Source organism: Streptomyces filamentosus (genome assembly GCF_014654895.1).
Taxonomy (GTDB): Bacteria; Actinomycetota; Actinomycetes; order Streptomycetales; family Streptomycetaceae; genus Streptomyces; species Streptomyces filamentosus.
In genome coordinates this window covers 3,794,677-3,814,797 of sequence record NZ_BNBE01000001.1, presented here as the reverse complement: position 1 = coordinate 3,814,797, position 20,121 = coordinate 3,794,677, and the positions used below count along the sequence as shown (strand labels likewise).

General features: G+C 70.7%; 16 protein-coding genes and 2 pseudogenes. 9 read left to right on the top strand and 9 right to left on the bottom strand.

What is annotated here, in order from left to right; all coding sequences use genetic code 11:
• The first annotated feature begins 69 nt into the window (after window positions 1–69).
• Window positions 70–1,142, top strand: a pseudogene (locus IE326_RS17195) (IS630 family transposase).
• 27 nt (window positions 1,143–1,169) lie between these two features.
• Here the strand turns inward: IE326_RS17195 and IE326_RS17190 are convergent.
• The 3 genes from IE326_RS17190 to IE326_RS17180 all read right to left on the bottom strand — a co-directional run bounded on the left by IE326_RS17190 (window position 1,170) and on the right by IE326_RS17180 (window position 5,226).
• Window positions 1,170–2,852 (bottom strand): DUF6119 family protein, encoded by a 1,683-nt coding sequence (locus IE326_RS17190; protein WP_190041953.1) that lies wholly within the window; start codon window positions 2,850–2,852, stop codon window positions 1,170–1,172.
• Window positions 2,853–3,210: 358 nt separating this feature from the next.
• Window positions 3,211–4,683, bottom strand: a complete 1,473-nt coding sequence (locus IE326_RS17185; protein WP_229915377.1) for a S1 RNA-binding domain-containing protein — start codon at window positions 4,681–4,683, stop codon at window positions 3,211–3,213.
• Between the two features lie 117 nt (window positions 4,684–4,800).
• Entirely contained in the window at window positions 4,801–5,226 is a 426-nt protein-coding gene (locus IE326_RS17180) for a hypothetical protein (protein WP_229915376.1), read from the bottom strand.
• Window positions 5,227–5,241: 15 nt separating this feature from the next.
• On the opposite strand from IE326_RS17180, the gene IE326_RS17175 reads away from it, so the two are divergent.
• Entirely contained in the window at window positions 5,242–6,078 is an 837-nt protein-coding gene (locus IE326_RS17175) for an SUKH-3 domain-containing protein (RefSeq protein ID WP_229915375.1), read from the top strand.
• A gap of 55 nt (window positions 6,079–6,133) precedes the next feature.
• On the opposite strand, the gene IE326_RS17170 is transcribed toward IE326_RS17175, so the two are convergent.
• Entirely contained in the window at window positions 6,134–8,281 is a 2,148-nt protein-coding gene (locus IE326_RS17170; RefSeq protein ID WP_229915374.1) for a hypothetical protein, read from the bottom strand.
• A 177-nt stretch (window positions 8,282–8,458) separates the two neighbouring features.
• A complete protein-coding gene (locus tag IE326_RS17165) occupies window positions 8,459–8,914 on the bottom strand; it encodes a site-specific integrase (RefSeq protein ID WP_229915373.1) in 456 nt (151 codons plus the stop codon).
• 59 nt (window positions 8,915–8,973) lie between these two features.
• Here IE326_RS17165 and IE326_RS17160 point away from each other — a divergent pair, with 59 nt between their 5' ends.
• On the top strand, window positions 8,974–9,459 hold the full coding sequence (locus IE326_RS17160) for an Imm21 family immunity protein (RefSeq protein WP_170313819.1): 486 nt from the start codon (window positions 8,974–8,976) through the stop codon (window positions 9,457–9,459).
• Window positions 9,460–9,669: 210 nt separating this feature from the next.
• Here the strand turns inward: IE326_RS17160 and IE326_RS17155 are convergent, their stop codons facing one another.
• On the bottom strand, window positions 9,670–10,155 hold the full coding sequence (locus tag IE326_RS17155; protein WP_190041949.1) for a flavin reductase family protein: 486 nt from the start codon (window positions 10,153–10,155) through the stop codon (window positions 9,670–9,672).
• A gap of 255 nt (window positions 10,156–10,410) precedes the next feature.
• On the opposite strand from IE326_RS17155, the pseudogene ligD reads away from it, so the two are divergent.
• From ligD to IE326_RS42025, 4 genes and pseudogenes are all read left to right on the top strand, one after another.
• A pseudogene (gene ligD / locus IE326_RS17150) lies at window positions 10,411–11,333 on the top strand (non-homologous end-joining DNA ligase).
• 263 nt (window positions 11,334–11,596) lie between these two features.
• Complete coding sequence (locus tag IE326_RS17145) at window positions 11,597–11,986, top strand: VOC family protein (RefSeq protein WP_150228250.1); 390 nt, start codon at window positions 11,597–11,599, stop codon at window positions 11,984–11,986.
• A gap of 344 nt (window positions 11,987–12,330) precedes the next feature.
• Window positions 12,331–13,302, top strand: a complete 972-nt coding sequence (locus IE326_RS17140) for a Vgb family protein (RefSeq protein WP_190041947.1) — start codon at window positions 12,331–12,333, stop codon at window positions 13,300–13,302.
• On the top strand, window positions 13,188–14,057 hold the full coding sequence (locus IE326_RS42025; RefSeq protein ID WP_444545374.1) for a bestrophin-like domain: 870 nt from the start codon (window positions 13,188–13,190) through the stop codon (window positions 14,055–14,057). Before IE326_RS17140 ends, IE326_RS42025 begins: the two co-directional genes overlap by 115 nt.
• A gap of 122 nt (window positions 14,058–14,179) precedes the next feature.
• Here the strand turns inward: IE326_RS42025 and IE326_RS17130 are convergent, their stop codons facing one another.
• Both IE326_RS17130 and IE326_RS17125 read right to left on the bottom strand, forming a co-directional pair.
• The gene (locus IE326_RS17130; protein ID WP_190041946.1) at window positions 14,180–15,328 is read right to left on the bottom strand and encodes an ABC transporter substrate-binding protein; all 1,149 of its coding nucleotides are present in this window, start codon (window positions 15,326–15,328) and stop codon (window positions 14,180–14,182) included.
• Window positions 15,329–15,480: 152 nt separating this feature from the next.
• Complete coding sequence (locus IE326_RS17125) at window positions 15,481–15,858, bottom strand: ArsR/SmtB family transcription factor (protein WP_150228253.1); 378 nt, start codon at window positions 15,856–15,858, stop codon at window positions 15,481–15,483.
• Window positions 15,859–15,965: 107 nt separating this feature from the next.
• Here IE326_RS17125 and IE326_RS17120 point away from each other — a divergent pair, with 107 nt between their 5' ends.
• Window positions 15,966–17,960: a heavy metal translocating P-type ATPase gene (locus tag IE326_RS17120; protein WP_190041945.1), complete on the top strand. Its 1,995-nt coding sequence runs from the start codon at window positions 15,966–15,968 to the stop codon at window positions 17,958–17,960.
• Here IE326_RS17120 and IE326_RS17115 read toward each other — a convergent pair.
• On the bottom strand, window positions 17,914–18,696 hold the full coding sequence (locus tag IE326_RS17115) for a TetR/AcrR family transcriptional regulator (RefSeq protein ID WP_190041944.1): 783 nt from the start codon (window positions 18,694–18,696) through the stop codon (window positions 17,914–17,916). The two genes, IE326_RS17120 and IE326_RS17115, sit on opposite strands and share 47 nt — an antisense overlap.
• A gap of 127 nt (window positions 18,697–18,823) precedes the next feature.
• Between IE326_RS17115 and IE326_RS17110 the strand changes: the two genes are divergently transcribed.
• Window positions 18,824–20,038, top strand: a complete 1,215-nt coding sequence (locus IE326_RS17110) for a saccharopine dehydrogenase family protein (protein WP_190041943.1) — start codon at window positions 18,824–18,826, stop codon at window positions 20,036–20,038.
• Window positions 20,039–20,121 lie beyond the last annotated feature (83 nt).

Below are 20,121 nucleotides of genomic sequence, written 5' to 3'. Positions count from 1 at the left end.
GAGGCGGCCCCTGTCTCAGATTGCGGTGTTCGCCTGCGGCCGGTCGCGCGTTCACGCTGTCCTATGGGCATGGGCAGTACCCGGCTGGAACCTGTCGTGCTGTCGGAGGCCGAGCGGCTGACGCTGGAGAACTGGGCAAAGCGCCGCTCGACCGCGCAGGGGCTGGCCGTTCGCGCACGTGTCGTGCTGGCCTGCGCGAACGGATGGAACAACGCGGTGGTCGCCGCGCGACTCGATGTCGGCAGAGACACCGTGCGCCGCTGGCGCACACGGTTCCTGCGCGACAGCCTCGACGGACTTGCGGACGAGCCGCAGCACAGAGTGCCACGGACCATCACCGACACCTAGATCGAAGAGGTAGTGGTCCGCACCCCGGAAGAGACACCTCCTGCGGGCACGCACTGGTCCAAGCGGGAACTGGCCAAGACGGTGGGGATCTCTCCGGCCAGTGTCCTGCGGATCTAGCACGCCTTCGGTCTGCAGCCGTGGCGGACCGAGACGTTCAAGATCTCCCCGGCCCCGTTCCTGATCGACAAGATCCGTGACGTCGTAGGTCTGTTTCTCGCTCCGCTGGCGAACGCCGTCGTCTTCGCGGTCGACGAGAAACCGCAGATCCATGCCCTTCAGCGGACCGCATCGGTCCTGCCCATGATCCCGGGAGTGCCCGAGCGCCGCAGCTTCGGCTACGTGCGGCACAGCACCGTCGACCGGTTCGCCGCCCTGAACACCGCGACCGGCAAAGTCATCAGCAAGCTATCCGCACAGCACCGTGCGGTCGACTTACTCGACGAGATCGACCGCCGGACCGACAAGGGCCTGGCGGTCCACGTCATCTGGGACAACCTCTCCGGCCACTTGTGCACCCGTGGTGCACAAGTGGCTCCTCGCGCACCCCCGTTCGTTTCCAGCTCCACTTCACCCCCGCCTACTCATCTTGGATCAACCAGGTCGAACGGTGGTTCGCCGAGCTGGAACGGCGCTGCAGAGTGTTCTGCTCACTCGACGACCTCAAGAAGGCGCTCGAAGACTGGATCAAGGTCTGGAACGCCCAGGCCCGACCCTTCAGATGGACCAAAACCGCCGACCAGATCCTCGACCGCATCTGCCGATACTGCGACAGGATCTCCGAACCAGGTCACTAGCTCAGGAGCCAGGCTCGCCGTACACCGCTAGGTGTCCTTCGACTTGAAGGTCATCTGCACTCGGGCAAGGGTGGCTGTTGATCCGAGCAGCTTGATCCTCTTACTGAAGCTTCGAAGATTCACTTTACTGAAGGTTGGCAGGTCTTGAGGCAGCCACTGTTGGTCGTCGAAGGCAATTGCATAGGTAACAAACTTAGGAGGCATGCTACCTGCGACCCCCACCAAGGCCGGGTTGATGGAATTGACCGCCTCAAGGAAGTCGCTGCGGTACGCGGCGTCAGAGATAAGGGTCTGAGCCGAAACGAACCCTTGCGAAAATAGGTGACTGAGGGTCTGACTGCCCGTATATTTCTTCACATGAACTAGATAGCCATCCGCATGCAGCAGGTCGCATGCCTCGATCTGGTCACCTTCCGAGTAAATTGGATGCCTGTCGAGGCAAATCAAGTCATTCCGACCTTCTGCGGCCCTCTCATTGAAATGCTTCTCCCAGTTCTTCTTGGGCCCCCAATCGTCCCACGTTCGCAGGTTGAGGACATCAGTCACATCCTCAATCTGGGCAAGGTCCTCATCCAGCTTCTTGGAGTAACTTTCGGCGAGTGCGTACCACTTACCTAGAGTGAGAAGGTAACGCCGATCCTGATTTCCCGCTTCGAATATGAGCCAATGCTTCAGCGGTCTCGCTATGCTGGCGGCAGCCCCATTGGAGTCCCGAGCCTGGACCTTCATGCTCGCCAGGCTGGTGACGCCAAACTTTCCAGGGAAGGAAAGTATCGCCGCTCGGAGAGATTGCAGACTCATCTCCTCGAACTCTTGACTGTCTTCACCTTTGTATATTACAAAGTTGTGGATGTTCTCTACAGAGAGATCATCCGGAGGGGCGAAAGCGAGCAGATGTACGTCCAGGCCCTCAGCCGCCGGCCCTTGCGTATTCCGTACACGATCGCCGAAGAACTCCATAGTGAGGAGCCTCTCAAGAGTCTTAACGACCTCACTCTTGGCCCGCAGTGGCTCAAGCGAGTCAATAAAAGCGAGGTCTTTTGTCACATCCCCCGTCTCTGCCGTCTCCAGCATCACGCCTAAAACGTCACGAACCCGATTCAGGTCGGTTTCGAGCTTAAACGCAACGGAATCAGTCGCAACTACGGCACCCAACTCGGGGAACTCGACCCCTTCGCTTAGGTTTCCGATCAACTTGCGAGTAAACTCGCCGTCTAGTTCGACCTCGAAATCTGATATCGAGGAATTCGTGGGAATCTGCACCCACTGTGATCTAGCAGAAGAATCGATACGACGACTACCAACTCCCGTCATCGCCTTACTATCGAACCTCCGTGCCGCAAATCGCAGGCCAAAGTTCGCTTCCACCCAAGACCACTCGAGGGTCGAGCTGCCATATCCAAAACAGATGGCAAAGGTCCGATTCTTCACGGGCAGAAATATAACGAGCCGATTGGAGAAATTCAGCACCCCCTCAAGTTCGGAGAAGGCCGGAGCGAGCAGCCGAGCCCAGGCTGGAACATTTTCGGTCCGATCGCGCAGATAAGCAACGCAGCCATCGGGCGCATTATCGGAGTTGGCGAGCTTACGCATTTCCGACTTACTACCCGGGCGATATTGAACACGAAGCGCCTTTTCGCAGTCCTTGAGCCCCTCGCGAAGCAGGAAGCAATTAAAGCGCAGGGTCGGGTTTCTTTCCGCCACGATCACACCCCCGGAGAATATTTGGGGATTTATAGCATGGTAGGGCGCATGTTGTGAAGCAGTTCAGTCGAGGCGCTCCTAAATAGAACAGAGGCTCGACTCCTAAAGCTTGATGGCTTGATGGCATCGAGGGGGATGAGGTTGGGACGTCCGCCCAGGCAGGACGTTGGTTGTCACCACGGGCCAGCCGCACCCCAGTAACTGGCTGGGCGTTGAAGCGGAGCCCGTCAGGCCGGACCATGTTGCCGCCAGTATCAAGGAGGCACTGGCGCAGGGCTGGGAGCCTGCCGGGTCCGGCTCCCCCTTCCTGCTTGACCAGTCGGCGACTTTCGTCCCGTCGCCTTGATCGTCAGACAGCCTGGGGCTAAAGCCCTGAAACAGCTTGCCGGTGCGAGAGGGTGATTCGACGTTGGACCGTGTCGATGTCAAGGATCTTGACCAGTAGCGCGTCACCCACCTGGATGCCGAGCTGGGGGTTTTCCAGGTGCTCGTCGGCCAGTTCGGAGTTGTGTACCAGCCCCTCGAAACCGTTCTCCATCTCTTCCACGCATACGAAGACGCCGAACGGTATGAGTTTGGTGACGCGGCCGACGAGGGTCTGGCCGATCTGCACGGTCAGCAGTGGCATCGGATCTTCGTGCAGGGCCTTGAGGGACAGTGATACGCGTTCGCGGACGGGATCGACGTCGAGGATTTCGGCGTTGACCTCCTGACCGACGGAGACGATGTCGGATGGGTGGTCGAAGGGGCGCCATGACAGCTCGGGGATATTGATCATCGCTTCGAAGCCGCCGATGTCCACGAAGGTGACGCCGAAGTCGGCGATGCGGGTCACCGTGCCGGTGACGATCTCGCCTCGGTGAAGGGTCTTGAGAAGGGCCCAGTTCCGGTCGCTCGGCGTCGGCTCGGTCTGCCAGCGGGCCCGTACCACTCCGTCGTCGTCAGGCATGACGGCGGTGAACAGAGGCGCACGTTCATCGGCATACACGGACAGGAGCGCTGCAGCTTCGGCATCGGACAGCCGGGCGGCCAACTCCGCGAACTCATCCTCGTCAGCCACAGCGCTGTGGATCCGGCCGCCCTTGTCCTGCCAGACACATTCGACGAGGCCCTCGGCGGGGAGGGCACCGATGACTGCGTCGACGTCGGAGCACAGGTCCGGCCACACGGCCAGCCGGGCGCGGGGAGCGATCCCGGCGCGAACTGTGTCGACGGAGTCGCGCGTGAGGCGGTGCCACCGCGAGGCGCCTTCGACGTACGTCTCTTCCAGAAGCCCGGCGCGGCATGCGGCGACTGCCCAGCGCAGACCGGCCCAGAACTCGTCGTCGCCGGGCCGCTGGACATCTGCGCCATCGGTCTCCATCTCGTACGGAGAGGAGTCCAGGCGTTCCGGGAACAGCCCCAGCGCGCGGGTTCGGGCCAGCGCCTCCTCGCAGGGCCGGCTACTGCCGATGTAGAGGTACTGGTCCCATCCCACATGGACCGCGAACGCGCCTTCTGCCTCCAGCCGGCACCAGGCGCCGCTGTCACGCAACATGGCGCGCACCAGCTCCAGCGCGGTGTCGAGCGGTACCTCTGCCCCGTCGTGAAAACCGGTCGGACCGGCAGGGAAGAGCCCGGCCAACCCAAAGCCGTCCACTGAAGGCTCCGAACCGAAGTGCGCGAAGGACGGAACCTGCGGTTCACGTACGGCCAGGTGCTCGACGCCGGTGTCTTCGGCGAAGGCCGCGACCGCCTGAAGATAAGACGCCTCGACCTCGCCGTGATCGCTGACCGTGTCCTCACTGCCGGTGTAATGCCCGTGTTCGTCACGGTCGGCGGGGTCGTACTTGGTCACGCGGTAGACGTAGGGGAGTTGCACCGTCCCATCATCCAGCACGCTACCTTCCGCCCCCGCGAGGAATTCCCATGGAGGTGAGACAGGCGTCCCGAGCCACCGAAGAGGGGAAGCCGCTCACCAGGAGGTGAGACGGCCCTCCGGTGTGTGCGTGAGCGTCACGCAGCCGATCCAGTCACCGCTTTCCGGGTACTCCCAGTTATCCGCGTCGACCAGGGCGTTCAGCAGTTCCTCGCGGGCGAGGGGCGGACCGGGCTGGAAGCCGGCGCCCCCGCTCGGAGGCGTCCAGGGGATGACGCGGCACACGTCGATCCACCCCCTGTCGATCAGGGGTAGGAGGATGGGAACCAGCTCTCCGGGCGGAGCCGATGCGAGGGGTTCGTCCAGATCTCCGCGGACACCCGGGAGGATGTCGATCTCAAAGGCGTTGAGCATGAACGCGCGCTCGGCGGCGGAGAGGTCTTCTGGAGCGTTCACACCGGGATCGTCGCACGGCTGATGCCGGTGGCCACAGTCCCCTCCATTGACGGAGGTGATCGGCACCGTCAGGGTCGGTGCATGGATTCCACCCTCGCATCGCTCGGTCGCAGAGCGGCCTGGTCGAAGCTGCTGGAGACGTACCGTCCTCGGCCCACTGACGATCAACAGGGTCCGCCGTCCCTGGGATGCCTGATCGAGGCAGCTGGCCGCAATGCCACGCTCGGCGCAATGTACCCCTGGGTGTCGATGCAGCAGCTGAGCGTGTCCACGGAGAACAGATGGGAGGAGTGGGGGCATGCCCCGCTTCCGGCGATGTTCGCCCGGCCCGACGGGTACGCGGTGGTGGGCCACGACCGGCGTGGGGAGATCGTCCGGCTGACGACGCCCGATCCGGCAAAGGCCGCCGCGTTCGCAGCGGGCCTGCTGCGCACCGATGACGCCGTGAGGTCGGAGGGACCGCGGGCATGGTCGTCCGAGGCGGAGCGAGTTCTACGGGAGGCGGGCTGGCATCCCGGGCGGGCTGTCGATACGACCGGCTGGAAACAGCAATTGGAGCAGGACGGCTTCCGCTTTCATGTCGCTGCCGAGGACTTCCTGCGCGAGTTCGGCGAACTGGTGGTCGGGCACGGTGGTGCCGGCATCACACGCGCCCGGGAACCCTTCGATCTGGACCCACTCCTGGCGCTGGGCGAGGCCGACCGCTTCGACGAGTGGGGCGAGGAGATCGGCCACCACCTCTTCCCGGTCGGCGAACTTGCCGGCGGGTTCCTCGGCCTGGACGAGGACGGTGAACTGTACGTCGTCGACGACTGGCCGGGCCGATTCGGCCGTATGCCCGAGGCCATGGAGAACCTCGTTCTCGGCGTCATGCCCGTTCACATGCCGGAACCCAAGTCGACCGGGGCGCCCGAGTAGGCCGGGGCGCAGAAGAACGTCCCGCGCCGCCGGCACAACACTCGTGGTCGTCCGCTCAGGACGTCGCGGCGTTCCTGAACGTGGCGAGGAGCGCCCGGGCGCGGCCCCGGAAGGCTTCGTCCTGGCGGATGATGCGGTTCTCGACTCCCGAGCGGACGACCCGGGCGTCGCCGTCTGCGAGGACTTCGAGCCGGCGCAGGTGGTCACCGTTCAGGGCGGCGCCTCCGAGGGCTTCCAGGGCGACGCAGGCCCCTGCCGGGTCGGCGTCCCACTCAGCCGAGGCCAGAACGGCGGAGGCGAGTGCGGCGTGGTCCAGAGCGGCAGGGTCCGCCACGGCTACGAGGGCCAGGACGACGGCCGGCGCCTGCACCGGATCGCTGAGGGCTTCCTCCAGCCTGGCGGTGAGCGGCCGGCCGGCAGGGCCGAGGAGCGCGGTCGCCCGGGCGGCCCTCACCACCGACCAGCGGGCCCACTGGCTCTGCGCGGCGCGGTCGAAGACCGACGCGAGGACGGCGACGACAGGTTCAGGGTCTCCTGTGACGCGCCACAGGGCTTCGGCGAGGGCCGTGTCCGTGTCCAGCGCGGGCGTGGTGTCCTTGCCCGGATCACCGAGCGCCTCACGGAGGAGTGGTGCCAGAGCCGCTCCTCGGGAACCGAGTACGGCAGCGGTCCTGGCGGCGTCGCGCGGGTCGCGGCCACCCCGGCCGAGTTCCTGTTCGAGGCATCGCAACAGCGGCGCGGGTTCGCCCGTGAGGTCGTACAGGGCCTTCGCCGCCGGGAGGACGTCCCGCTGTGCTGCCGCTCGCAGCGCGGTGACGGCCGTGTCGCGATCCGCTGGAGCGCAGTCTGCCGCGACGGAGGCAAGGGCACGTGTGGCCTGGTCGGGAATATGGGGGATCGCTGCGCACAGCTCGGGCAGCGCAGCCGCCGCCTCGGCGCCCCACCCGGCCAACAGGCTGGTCAGCTGCCACGGTTCGTTGCCGCTGAGCGCCGCGGGCTGGGAGAGGCGGGAGCGAACCGCTTCGAGGAGTTCCCTGTCGAACGGGAAGGCCGCGCTTTCCGCGTCCCACAGTCCGGTCGCTGCGTCGAGGGCGCGCGGGCGGTGCCCGAGGCCGGCGGCGAGGAGCGGGGCAGCTTGCTCGGGTGCGACGAGCACGAGTGCGGCCAGAGCACGGTCGGCGTGATCGTCCTCCCGGTCCAGGTTCCGTCCGGCGAGAGGGGCGAGCGCGTCCGCAGCGGGTTCGGCGGCGCGGCCCAGCCGCGCCAGGAGAGACGCCATGTCCACCACTGCCTTGTCGTCGACGGCCGCCGCACGCAGGCTCTCCACCAACTGCTGTGGGGCACTGCGGGAGAGCATGCAGGCGCGGTCGGCCGCCCAGGCGCCTTCGGCCCGGACCTCGGCCCGGCTGTCGCGCAGGGCCGCGTCGACCAGGGCGAACGCCGCCTCCCGCGCCGGTCCGTGATCCCGCCCCAGGAGAGCCTCGACGACGGCGGCCAGCGGCTCGCCGCGTTCGAGGTCGAAGTCGGAACGCGAGGAGTCGGCCGGCAGGAGCGACAGCATCGTCGCGTGCAGGGAATCAGACCACGGAGCGCCTGAGTCGAGGCAGGCGAAGAGGGCGGCCAGCCGCACCACGGCAGGCTGGGACGGGTCCAGGACGGAAACCGCCTCAGCCGCTCCGCGCTGCGGGTCAAGCCGAGCGATCCCGGCCAGGACCTCGGCCCGGACGGCGGGCTCGGTCTCCTCCGCCCAGCGGATCTCCAGAGCGGGCAGGACGGTTCCGCCGTCACGCGTGTGCGAAACCGCCCAGGCGACGGTCCGCCGGACGTCCGACTCGGCATTGGCCAGCAACGGCAGAAGCAGCTCCAACTGCGCGACCACGGCCGCCCGGACACCACCCGGCGCCACCCCGTACTCGTCCTCGCTCTCGGCCATGCCACCGAGCAACCCCAGGACGTCAGCCGTACGGTGGCCCGCCGCCGCGATCCTGGCCAGGAACGGCACCGCTTCCGCGCTGGCCGCGTAGACCGTCCCCTGATGCAGCACGCTCCCGTACAGCTCCGACAACGCTTCGGACGCCGCAGCGGCGTCCGTACCTGTCAGAGCCCGGAGCAGATCGGGAACGTCTTCCGCGCTGCCGTACGCGTGGGAGGAGGAGGCCCAGGGCACAGCATCCAGGCCGTCGAGCGGGTGTGCGAGATCCATGCGGGGCATGGTGCCATCCGCCCCTGACAGAGCCTCCCCGCAGCCAGCTGCAAGGCTCCTAGGGTGCCCTTCCCACTGGTTGAAGCAACCGGCCGCGTCACGCGACGGCACATCGGACACAGCGGCCTTCAAGACGCGGCTCGGTCGGCAACGCACGAGAAGCACCACGCCGAGGCGTCATCGTGCCCGAGCATCTCTCGACGAAGAGACTGCGGCACGAGCAGGGCCGACACTCGAAGGCAACCGCGAGCCTGGCAGGGCCTGGGGGCCTTCGATGCGCTGCTGGAGTTCGGCGATCTGGCCGGTGACGCAGCGGGCGTAGGTGGAGAGCAGGACCGGGACGCTGTTGCCGCCCCAGTCGGCGACCTGGGCGGGCGGGATGCCGTTGTTGAGCCAGGTGGTCAGGCAAGTGTGCCGGAGGTCGTACACCTGCTTGCCGACGGGCGAGTTGTACTCGTGCTCGGGCAGGACAGCCTCGCGGGCCTTTGCCCAGATGCGCCGGTAGACCGAGCCGGCCAGGAAGCCGCCCTTCTCTCTGGGGAAGATCAGGACGCCGGACTTCAGCTGATCGCGCGCGATCAGGCCCTGAAGGCTCGCGACGAGGGCGGGGTGCCCCAGTCCATCGGAGTGCAAGAGGGAGTGCTCCTGGTCGCACTCGACGCTCGTCAGGTGCGGGTGTGATGATCCGCCGCATGGCTACCTGGCTCGACGGCACCGACTTCGCCCGCTACGCGCTCATCCCCGAGGAACTCCTCCCGGCATGGGAAGGGACCGAGGCGGACGACGTGATCGACGAGTACGTCTCGGCCCTGCGGATCGCCGGCCGCGACATCCTGACGCTCGGCGCCGAGCCCCTGCCCGTCACCTGGCTCGCCGAGCCCCTCACGTTCGCCCGCTGGTGCTACGCCGACGACGACGCGGGACTGCTGTCCGCCGTCCACGCCGCCGGGTCCGCCGACGGCTGGAAAGACGTCCTCGCCCTCGAACTCGGAGGACGATACGTCCTGGCCGACGCCGCCTACGAGGCCGACAGGATCCTCGGCTCCCTGCAGGATGCACAGCGGCCGGCGGAGACGCTCCGCGTCGAACTGCCGGCGGGCCGCTATCGCGTCCAGTCGCTGACCGTCGATCCCGACGCCACGACGCAGTTCATGCTGGAACGGCTGCTGCCCGAATAACCGGTCAGTCGATGGGCCCCCTGCTGAGACGCGGTCATGCACCACCCCGGTCTCAGTCCCTGCGCCCACCTCGCCGCCGAGGACGGCGATACGTCCGAGGAGTTCGGCAGCGTCGTCCGGTTCGTCACCGATCCCCCTTTCCAGGGGAGGTGTCGGTCCCCTCGGGTGCCTGTGGGGTGGGCGGGGGCGGCCGGGGGCTCGGCTGTGGGTTCAGGCGGGGTGGCCTGCTTCGAGGTCTCGGACGTCGCTGAAGCGGAGAAGTCGCGGTGTGGTGGAGGGGCGGGGGCTCTGGGCCACCGGGGCCAGGAGGAAGCCGGTGTGGTCTCCGCCGTCCACGCGGTCCAGGACGCGGCCGACGAGCCACGCGCACGCGTCGGCCAGGACCGGGGCTCCGCCTTCCGCCGGACGCCACTCCAGGCCGGCGAACTTGTCGGTGTCGTCGCCCGTTCGCTCCCCGAACAGTTCGGCCAGGGGCTTCTGGTCGCGCCGCAGGGCGTGGACGGCCAGGTGGGAGGCCCGGTGGGCGACGCGGTGGGTGTGGTTGGCGGTGGAGATCCACACCAGGAAGCGGGGCGGGTCCATCGAGCACTGCGAGGCGAAGCCGACGAGACAGCCGGCCCGTTCGCCGTCGGCCGCCGCGGTGACGACGTACATCGGGTAGTCGAGTACGTCCGTGAAGCCGTCCATACCGGTCATGGCCGGCTCCCCTCGCTCTCCGTCGGCGGCCCGCCCGCGTCGCCATTGTCCCGCCGGCTCACGCCGTCCGCCGCTCGAACCGTCCCGGCCGCCCGGCTCCTCCGGCGTCGCGGCCCGCGCGGACGCATGAGTACGAAGGGGGTGGGAACACGCCCTCACAGCGCCTCCCGCCTCGCGTGCGCATGGGGAGGGGGAAGCGGGTGGGGGTGGGGATGCCGAGGGGAGGGGCGCGCGACGAGTGAGGGAGAGGGTCGCATGGCTGCCACGCAACGGGTTCGGGCGGGGAGACGTGTCGTACCGGTCACCGGCCGGAGAAGGTGCTCTTCCCGGAGGACGGCATCACGAAGGCCGACCTCGCCGCGTACTACCGCGCCGTCGCCCCGCGGATGCTGCCGCACCTGCGCGGGCGTCCCCTCATGCTGGAGCGGCGTCCGGACGGGATCGGCGGCCGGGGGATCATGCAGAAGGACGTGCCGGACCACTTCCCGGAGTGGGTCCGCCGCGTCGAGCTGCCGAAGGAGGGCGGCACCGTCACGTACGTGCTGTGCGAGGACGCGGCCACGCTCGTGTTCCTCGCCGATCAGGGCTGCGTCACCGTGCACCGGTGGTTGTCCAGGGCCGACCGCCCCGACCATCCTGACCGGCTGGTCCTCGACCTCGACCCGCCGGACGACGACTTCGGCCGGGTGCGGGAGGCCGCACGCCTGCTCCACGGGCTGCTGGACGAGGTGGGGCTGCCCTCCCTGCCGATGACCACCGGTTCGCGCGGGCTGCACGTCGTGGTGCCGCTGGACCGGCGCGCGCCCTTCGACGACGTCCGCGCCTTCGCCTCGGACCTCGCCGGCGTGCTCGCCGACCGCCATCCGGACCGGCTCACCACCGAGGCCCGCAAGAAGGCCCGGGGCGGGCGGCTGTACCTCGACGTCCAGCGCAACGGGTACGGGCAGACCGCCGTCGCCCCGTACGCGGTCCGGGCCCGCCCCGGCGCGCCCGTCGCGGCCCCGGTCACGTGGGACGACCTGGAGGATCCCGGCCTGGGGGCGCGCCACCGGAGCCTCGCGGACGTGGACCTGCTCCTGAAGGACGACCCGTGGAGCCCCGCTCCCCGGCCCCGCTCCCTCGGCGCGGCGGCGGACCGTCTGCGCCGCCTCGGCCTCCGTCGTCCATCGGGCCGGTAGGAACGCTTCCACCTGGGCGGCCAGGGACGGAGAGAGGACGCGACCGTCCTCGGCCCCGGGGCGGGCCCGGTCGGTGCTTTCCTTCCTGGACGGCCCGGCCTCCAAGGGAGTCCGCGTCCTCTTCTGCGCCGGGCCGGCCGTCTTCTTCGTCAACTGACCTTGATTCACTGGGCAGGTGGGGATACGGTCTCCGGCAGCATCGCGTGTCGGTCACCGGCTGGGTGAGACATGGAGGTGTCGGGACATGCCCTCGGAGGCATTCCTTGTCAGTCGATTTGAATCACACGATCGTTCACGCCCGGAACAACCGGGAGTCCGCCGAGTTCTTCGCGGACCTTCTCCAGCTTGAGATCACCGCCGAGTGGGGCCCGTTCATCGCGGTCGGCCTGGGCAACGGCGTCACGCTGGACTTCGCCACCATCCCCGCGGAGAGCATCACCCCGCAGCACTACGCCTTCCTGGTCTCCGAGGAGGAGTTCGAAGCGGCGTACGCGCAGATCAGGCGGCGCGGCATCGAGCACTACGCCGACCCCCACCGGAAGCAGCCCGGCACGATCAACCGCAACGACGGCGGCCGTGGCGTGTACTTCATGGACCCGGCGGGTCACGCCATGGAACTCATCACCGTGCCGTACGGCGGCTGGCCCTCGTAATCGCAGGTCTTGAGGATCACCCCCCTCCGCACCCTCTTGCGGGTGCGGAGGGGGACCTCGGCAGGCGCCTGTGCCCCTCGAAGATCGCCGCCGGCGCCGCGGGGCGCTCCGCGGACCGCCTTGGGCGAGGCGTCCGCCGACTGTCCTCTGCCCTTCGTTCTTCGTTCTTCGCCCTTCGCCCTTCGCCCTTGCCTGCGCACGACCGCGTGGTGTTTCCCCACGCCTGGCGATGCCGACGGCCACCCGGTCGGACCGGTCGGACCGGCAACGCCACAACAACGCAGGCACCCCCCGCATCACCAATCCGCCATCGACCACACCCTCGGGAGGTACTTTTGATCCACATGTCCATTGAAGAACACACGGTGGCCGACGGCGCGGCCGGGCCTTACGCCCTCACCACGGGGCCGGACGGCGCCCTGTGGTTCACCCTCGTCCACAGCGGCCGGATCGGGCGGCTCGTCCCCGGCGAGGAGCCGACGAGCCACCGCCTCGCTCCTGACAGCGGGCCGACCGTCATCACCACCGGGCCCGACGGGGCCCTGTGGTTCACCGAGTACAAGGCGGGCCGGATCGGGCGGATCACCGTCGACGGCGTGATCGACGAGTTCGACGTGCCCACGCCCGGCTGCGGGCCGTTCGGGATCGCGGCGGGGCCCGACGGCGCGCTGTGGTTCACCGAGACCGCCGCCGACCGCATCGGCCGGATCACCGTCGACGGCCGGGTCACCGAGTTCCCGCTGCCCGTCACGGGCGCGTTCCCCTCGGCGATCACCGCCGGTGGCGACGGCGGGATGTGGTTCGCCCTCAACCAGGCCAATGCCATCGGGCGGATCGGCATGGACGGCGCCGTCACCCTCCATCCCCTGCCGACGGAGGCGGCGGCGCCGGTCGGGATCACGGCGGGCCGGGACGGCGCGGTGTGGTTCGCCGAGATCGCCGCCGGGCAGATCGGCCGGATCACGCCCGACGGGCGGATCACCGAGTTCCCGCTGCCCGACCGCGCCGCCCGGCCGCACGCCGTCACCCTCGGCAAAGACGACGGCGGGAACGGCGGTGACGGTGACGGCACCGTGTGGTTCACCGAATGGGGCGGCAACCGTATCGGCGCGATCACCCCCGACGGCTCCGTCACCCTCCACGACCTGCCCACTCCCCGCTCCGAACCGCACGGCATCACCATCGGCCCCGACGGTGCCGTGTGGGCCGCGCTGGAGATCGGCGCACTCGCCCGCATCGCCCCGTCGGGCAGTGCCTTCCCCTCGCGCTCAGGTCATGCTCAGGGCGCGAGTTCGTTCCCGCCGAGTCCGTTCTGACTGAGTCCGTTCTCGCCCTGAGTGCGGGCGCATGCGTGGAGAGCCTCCTTCGGGAGGGTCTTCCTGCTAGGCGGAGCGGTGGGCGGCGCGGTGGGCGCGCCGCCCATCGCCTCGTACGCCGGCCGCCTCGTACGCCGGCCGCCTCGTACGCCGGGCGCCTCTCGCACCAGCCGCCTCACCCACCGGTCCAGCGAATCGCCCGGCCGAGGAGCCGAGTTGGACCTGGACAGAACGGTCCTCCTGGCCTGTGCGCCGGAGGACCGGATCGTGCTCCTGGCGGGTGGCGGACACGGGGTCCCTCGTACGGGGGGGCGAGTGAACGTTTCGGCTGTTTCCTGGGCGATGGGGGCCGGAAGGAACCGCGGAGCCCCGGCGTCCGGCCGGGGCCGTCCCGCCTGCCCTGGAGGCGGTCGGACGAGCGCGAGGAGCGGCTCACGCAGGCCACGGCCGGCATCCCAAGCGCGATCTTCTGGTTCCTGCCGGCCACGCCGACCATCACGGTGATGGCCCTGGCCACCTGCCTGCCGCGCAAGAACAACCGCGGGCAGCTGATCACCCTCGCCGTGATCACCGCCCTGCTGACCACCACGCTGTGCATCATCCGGGACGTCGACCGGCCCTTCGGCGGGATCATCTCCATCCAGCCGACCGCGATCGACGAGGCCGAGCGGCAGGCCGAACGCGACTTCGCGGTGAACCACCCGGCCGAGGACGTGCCGTGCGACGAGGCCGGGAACCGGAAGCGGGCCGTCTGACGGGCCGGACCCCCAGGGACGCCGGGCCGGCCGAGGTCCCGGGCCGCCTGAGCCCCCGGGTCATCGGGTGTGCCGGGCCATCGGGTGTCCCGGGCCGCACGGAACCCCGGCCGTCCGCGTCCTCAGGCGGTGTGGAGGGTGCGGAAGCGGGCGGGGGCGGCCGGGTCGCGGTCGGTGATCTGGACGGGGGGCCGCGTCCACTGCCAGAAGGAGGCGCCCGGGGGGCGGTCGAAGCGGATCTCGCCGCGGGTGCCCTCCACCGCCGTACGCGGCCAGGAGGCGGCGACGGCGGGGCGGTCGGGGCCGTGGGCGCGGAGGGCGGCGGCGAGGACGGTGATCGTGTCGTGGCCCTCGAAGGCCACGAAGGACGGCTCCGCGCCCAGGCGGACGCGGAGCTCCTCCCCGACCCTGACGGCACGGGGGCCCGGCCGTTCGGGGAGGTAGCGGAGGAACGGGACCGCCGCGCCGTCCTCCCCCAGGAGCTCCGCCCACTCGGCGAACTCCGGCTGGCCCGCGGGGGCCCCGACGAGGAGCCCGGCGAGCCGCGGGTCCCGGCGGACCGCGGCGACGATCGGGACCGCCGGGTCGGGGAAGCCGGTCAGGAGGAGGAGCGCCGTCGCGCCCCCGGCGGCGAGTGCGTCGCGGATCTCCCCGGGGGACAGGGCGCGCGCGTCGAGTTCGGTGACGGTGGCGCCGCGGGGGGTCAGGTGGTCCCGGAGGATGCGGGTGCCCGCCGCCCAGTAGACGCTCGGCTCGGTGGCCACCGCGACGCGGGTGTGGCCTCCGGCCAGGAGGAAGTCGGCGTAGACGCGCCAGCCGTGGGACTGGGGCGGGGCCAGGCGCGCCACCCGGTCCGTCGGCTCCTCGGTGAGTGCGTCGAGGACCGCCGAGGAGCAGAGGAACGGCAGGCCGCGGGCGTCGGCCCGGACGGCCGCCGCGCGGGCCGCGACGCTGTGGTACTCGCCGACGAGGGCGACCGCGCCCAGACGGTCCAGCTCGTCCACGGCCTCCTCGGCCCGCCGCGGGTCGGCCGCGGTGTCCCTGACCAGGAGTTCGAGCGGCCGTCCCGCGATCCCGCCGGCGGCGTTGGTCTCCTGGACGGCCAGCTCCAGGCCGGCGAGCAGGTGCCGGCCCGCCTCCGTCCAGCCGGGCCGGGACAGCGGCGCGAGGGCGCCGACCCGGATGGGGGACGGGGACTGGGACGAGGACTGGGGCTGGGGCTGGGGCTGGGACGACGGTGACGATGACGGCGACGGCGACGGCGTGCTCATGGCGGACCTCCGGTGCGGCGGATGGTGCGGCGGGCGGTGCGGCAGGCGGTTCAGTGGACGTACGACGGGCGGTGCGGCGGGCGTACGGCGGGTGCGCGACCGGCGTGCGGCGGGCGGTGCGGCGTCCCGTACCGGGGGACGGCGGTCGTGCCTCAGCTCCGGCGGTCGGCGTCGGCAGTGGTGTCGCGGACGCCGAGGCGGAGGTGTTCCACGTGGTAGAGCGCCTGGTCGAGGAGTTCGGCGACGTGGTTGTCGTAGAGCGCGTAGACGATCGAGCGGCCGTGGCGCTCGCCGGTGACCAGGCCGAGGTTGCGCAGCAGGCGCAACTGGTGGGAACAGGCGGAGGGTTCCATCCCCACGGCCTCGGCGAGGTCGCCGACCGCGCAGGGACCTTCCTGCAGCCTGGCGAGGATGTACAGCCGGGAGGGGGTGGCGAGGGCCTGGAGGGTGGCGGCGACGTCGGCGGTGCCGACGGCGTCGAGACGCTCGCGGGGGGTGGTGCCGGTGGTGGCGGCGGTTCCGTGGCCCATGGGCCCATCATACGGATGACACATGAAGACCTCTTCAGATGTTCCGGTATGTTGAGGGCGTCCGCACCGCCGCACCACCGGACCCCCCTCCCGAAGGGTCGTTTCCCATGCCTTCCTCACCCCCCTCTCCCACCTCTCCCGCCTCCCCCACCTCAGCCGGCCCCCTGGGCCGGAGGCCCTCCCCCGCCCCCTCGGCACCCCCCGCCCCGCCCCGCCGCCGCACGCGGCTGCTCGCACTGCCGGAGGTGCGCTGGGCGCTGGTGGCGCTCGGCCTGTTCCTCCTCGCCCTCCCCCCGTACCTCCTGGACGGCCCCGCCTGGCTGTGGGGCGTCCTCTTCGCGGGCGCCTACGCCGCCGGCGGCTGGGAGCCGGGCCGGGAGGGGCTGAAGGCGCTGCGGGAGCGGACGCTCGACGTGGACCTGCTGATGGTCGTCGCCGCGCTGGGCGCCGCGGCGATCGGGCAGGTCCTGGACGGCGCGCTGCTCATCGTCATCTTCGCGACCTCCGGCGCCCTGGAGGCCCTGGCGACGGCCCGGACGGCGGACTCGGTGCGCGGGCTGCTCGACCTCGCGCCGGCCACCGCGACCCGGGTGCTCGCGGACGGCTCCGAGGAGACCGTCGACGCGGGGCGGCTCGCGGTCGGGGACACCGTCCTGGTGCGGCCCGGGGAGCGGATCGGCGCGGACGGGCGGGTGACCGCCGGGACGAGCGAGGTCGACCAGGCGACCATCACCGGCGAGCCGCTGCCGGTGGTGAAGGAGACGGGCGACGAGGTGTTCGCCGGTACGGTCAACGGCACCGGCGCCCTGCGCGTACGGGTCGGGCGCGACCCGGCGGACTCGGTGATCGCCCGGATCGTGCGGATGGTGGAGGAGGCGTCGCGGACCAAGGCGCCGACGCAGCTGTTCATCGAGAAGGTCGAGCAGCGGTACTCGGTCGCCATGGTCCTCGCGACCCTCGCCGTCTTCGGCGTCCCCCTCGCCCTCGGCGACGACCTGTCCTCGGCCCTGCTGCGGGCGATGACCTTCATGATCGTCGCCTCGCCGTGCGCGGTGGTGCTCTCCACCATGCCGCCGCTGCTGTCCGCCATCGCCAACGCCGGGCGGCACGGCGTCCTCGCCAAGTCCGCCGTGGTCATGGAGCGCCTGGGGCGGGTCGACGCCATCGCGATGGACAAGACCGGCACCCTCACCGAGGGCACCCCGCGCCTCACCGACGTCCGGCCGCTGCCCGGCGGCGGACTGGACGCCGACGCCCTGCTGCGGCTCGCGGCCTCGGCCGAGCACCCGAGCGAGCACCCGCTGGCCCGCGCGGTCGTCGACGCCGCCCGCGAGCGCGGTCTCGCCCTGGCTCCCGCCGGGGACTTCACCGCCGCGCCGGGGCGCGGGGTGACCGCCACCGTCGAGGGCCTGCGGGTCGAGGCGGGGGCTCCCGCCCGGCTGCTGACCAGTGATCAGCATGCGGACGTGGTAAGCGAGTTGGAGGAGTCGGGACGGACCGCGGTGGCGGTGCTGTGCGACGGGCGGCCGGTGGGCGTCCTCGGCGTCGCGGACCGGCTCCGGCCGGACGCCGCCGCGACCGTGGCGGCGCTGACCCGGCTGACCGGCCGCGCCCCGGCCCTGCTGACCGGAGACAACGAGCGCGCGGCGCGGCACGTGGCCGCGCGGGTCGGCATCACCGACGTACGGGCCGGACTGCTGCCGGAGGAGAAGGTGGCCGCCGTACGGGCCTGGGAGGCGGAGGGCCGCCGGGTGCTGGTGGTCGGCGACGGCGTCAACGACGCGCCGGCCCTGGCCGCCGCGCACTGCGGGGTCGCGATGGGCCGCGCCGGGTCGGACCTGGCCCTGGAGACCGCCGACGCGGTCGTCGTGCGCGACGAGCTGGCCGCCGTGCCCGCCGTCGTCGCCCTCTCCCGCGCCGCCCGCCGGCTGGTCGTCCAGAACCTGGTGATCGCCGGGGTGTTCATCGCCGTGCTGGTCGCCTGGGACCTGATCGGCACCCTGCCGCTGCCCCTGGGCGTCGCCGGGCACGAGGGCTCCACCGTCCTCGTCGGCCTCAACGGCCTGCGGCTGCTCCGCCCGGCGGCCTGGCCCCGTCCGTGAGGGACTCGGGGGACGCGGGGGATACAGGGGACGCGAGGGGGCCGAGGGCCGCCGCCGCGCTGTCCAGGAGCATCTCCAGGGCCGTCGGGTAGGCGCTGGTGTTCATCCGGGCCACGAGGCGGGGCGCGGTGGCGGCGATGTGGGGGTGGGTGGCGGCGGGCAGGCGGGCGTAGGTGGCCTGCCAGACGGCCTCGTCGGCGGCGCGGGCGCCGTGCGGGAGGGCGAGGGCGGCGGCGTCGAGGGCGGCGAAGGCGAGGGCCTGGTCGATGAAGGCGTGGTAGACGCGGACCGCCCCGGCGTCGGGGAGGCCCGCGCCGCGCAGGACGCCGAGGATCGCCTCGTCGGCGGCGATCTCGTGGGACCGGCCGCTGACCCGGCTGGCGGTGAGGATCGCCGCCTGCGGGTGGGCGAGGTAGGCGGAGTGGATGCGCAGGCCGAGGTCGCGCAGGTCGGCCCGCCAGTCGCCGCCGGGGCGCCAGCCGCGCAGGGCGCGGCCGATGAGCTCGTCGCCGACGGCGAGGAGGAGGTCGTCGGTGGAGCGGAAGTAGCGGTAGAGGCTGCTGGGGTCGGCGCCGAGGGCCGCGCCGAGGCGGCGCACGGTCAGCCCGTCCCTGCCGTGCTCCTGGAGCATGCGCAGGGCGGTCTCGATGTAGAGGCGTTCGGAGAGGACCACCCCTCCCGCCTTGACGGGTTTTCTGCGGCGCCGTGCCGATTCCGGCACCACTTCCTTAGGCATGACGGACCACTCTCCCTCTCCTTCCCAGGTTATGCCAACACCGTTGACCCCTTTCGGAGCGGGCGGCTTTCATGGGCGCACTCCCGGGATCCGTCTGGTTCAGACCGATGAGAGGTGGTTTCTCAGCATGCGCGTACTGCTCGTGGGGGCCGGTGGTGTGGGGACCGCCGTCACCCGGATCGCCGCCCGCCGTCCCTTCCTCGGCCACATGGTCGTGGCCGACCACGACCCGTCCCGGGCGGAGGCGGCCGTCGCCGCGCTCGGCGACGCGGCCGGCGGCCGGTTCTCCGCCGCCCGGCTCGACGCCTCGGACCGGGGGGCGGTGACCGCCCTCCTCGAACGGGAGCGCTGCGACGTCCTCCTCAACGCGACGGACCCGCGGTTCGTGATGCCGCTCTTCGAGGCGGCGCTGGCCGCCGGGTCGCACTACCTCGACATGGCGATGTCGCTGTCGCGGCCGCACCCGGAGCGGCCGTACGAGGAGTGCGGGGTGAAGCTCGGCGACGCCCAGTTCGAGCGGGCGGCCGCGTGGGAGGAGGCGGGGCGGCTCGCGCTCGTCGGCCTCGGCGTGGAGCCGGGCCTGTCGGACGTCTTCGCCCGGTACGCCGCCGAGGAACTCTTCGACACCGTCGAGGAGATCGGCGTCCGCGACGGCGCGAACCTCACCGTCGACGGCTACGGCTTCGCGCCCTCGTTCTCCATCTGGACGACCATCGAGGAGTGCCTGAACCCGCCGGTGGTGTGGGAGGCGGACCGCGGCTGGTTCACCACGCCGCCGTTCAGCGAGCCGGAGGTCTTCGACTTCCCCGAGGGCATCGGGCCGGTGGAGTGCGTGAACGTGGAGCACGAGGAGGTGCTGCTGATCCCCCGCTGGGTGGACGCCCGCCGGGTCACCTTCAAGTACGGCCTGGGCGAGGATTTCATCCGGACGCTGAAGGAGCTGCACCGCGTCGGGCTGGACCGCACGGACCCGGTGACGCTGCCGGACGGGACGCGGGTCTCCCCGCGGGACGTCGTCGCGGCCTGCCTGCCGGACCCGGCGACGCTGGGCGACCGGATGCGCGGCAAGACCTGCGCGGGCACCTGGGTGAAGGGCACCAGGGACGGGGCGCCGCGCGAGGTGTACCTCTACCACGTGGTCGACAACGAGTGGTCGATGCGCGAGTACGGCTCCCAGGCCGTCGTCTGGCAGACCGCCGTCAACCCGGTCGTCGCCCTCGAACTGCTCGCCACCGGCGTCTGGACCGGCTCGGGCGTCCTCGGCGCCGAGGCCCTCGACCCACGCCCCTTCCTGGACCTCCTCACGGAGTACGGGTCGCCCTGGGGGCTGCGCGAGCAGTAGGACCCCGCGCGCCCCGGACATCGCCGCCGCCCCGGGGACTGCCGGTGCCACCCCCGGGCGCTCTCGGCACCGCCCCCGGGCGC